The organism is Cellulomonas hominis, assembly GCF_005239125.1.
Lineage (GTDB): Bacteria > Actinomycetota > Actinomycetes > Actinomycetales > Cellulomonadaceae > Cellulomonas > Cellulomonas hominis_A.
The window spans coordinates 1-1068 of record NZ_SZYE01000356.1; the positions used below are offsets into that span (position 1 = coordinate 1).

1 protein-coding gene is annotated in these 1068 nt (G+C 80.4%); it reads right to left on the reverse strand.

Annotated features, from left to right (window positions below; translation table 11 throughout):
- Positions 1-94 precede the first annotated feature (94 nt).
- On the reverse strand, positions 95-1068 hold a 974-nt coding region (locus FA014_RS19560), incomplete at its 5' end, for a sugar phosphate isomerase/epimerase family protein (protein WP_328288232.1).

A 1068-nucleotide genomic window follows, 5' to 3' on the forward strand; every position in this document is an offset into this window, starting at 1 on the left:
GGGCCGTGGCGGGCGCCGTGGCGGGCCTCGCGGTGGTGGCCGTCGGTGCGGCGGGGTCGGACGACGTCGTCGGCGTCACAGGTGTCACTCCCTCTCAGCGAGCGGGTCGGGGCTGGGGTGGGTGCAGGGGCCGGGGCGGCCGGTCGGTCGGAGGCGCGGGCGGCGCGGCCCACGCGCGGCGGATCGCGTCCGCCGCGGCGGCCACCTGCCGGGGCGCGTCCCACGAGTGCCGGGGCAGCTCGACCGCGACCACCCCCCGGTACCCGCCCGGGCCCCCGGCCGCGGCCAGGGCGGTGAGCGCGGCGGGCAGGTCGAGGTCGCCCTCGCCGAACGGCCGGTGGTCGTGGTGGGTGCGCGGCATGTCGTCGATCTGCACGTGCGCGAGGTACGGCCCGGCGGCGGCGAGCGCGCCGGTGACGCCACCGGGCTCGACGACGAGGCAGTGCCCGACGTCGACCGTGAGGCCGAGCGCGTCCGGCCCGCCGAGGTCCGCGCGGAGCCGCAGGGCGTCGGCGACGGTCTCGACGTGCATGCCGGGCTCGGGCTCGAGCGCGAGCGTGACGCCGTGCTCCGCGGCGTGCCGGACCAGGCCGGGCAGCCGCGCACGGAGCCGCTCGTCGGCCACGGCCCCGGGCACGTCCGGGGCGCGGACGCCCGAGAACAGCTGCACCACGGGGGCGCCGAGCGCCGCGGCGACCTCGACGGACCGGCGCAGGTAGGCCAGCCGCGGCGCGGCGTCGGCGTCGACGAGGGCCGGGGCGTGCTTCCGGCGGGGGTCGAGCAGGTAGCGGGTGCCGGTCTCGACCACGACGCGCAGCCCGCGGCCGTCGCGGGCACGGGCGAGCCGTGCCCGGAGCGCGGCGAGGTCGGCGGCCGACGCCCCGGGGTCGAGGTGGGGGAACCCGAGGGTGAGCGCGACGGCGTCGTAGCCGTGCTGCTCGAGCAGGTCGAGGGCCGCGGGCAGCGGGTGGTCGCCGAGGCCGTTGGTGCCGTAGCCCAGGGCGAACGGGAGGGCGGGCGACCCGGGCCCGTCGTCGGCGCGGTCGGTCACGTCTCGCTCACCGCCCG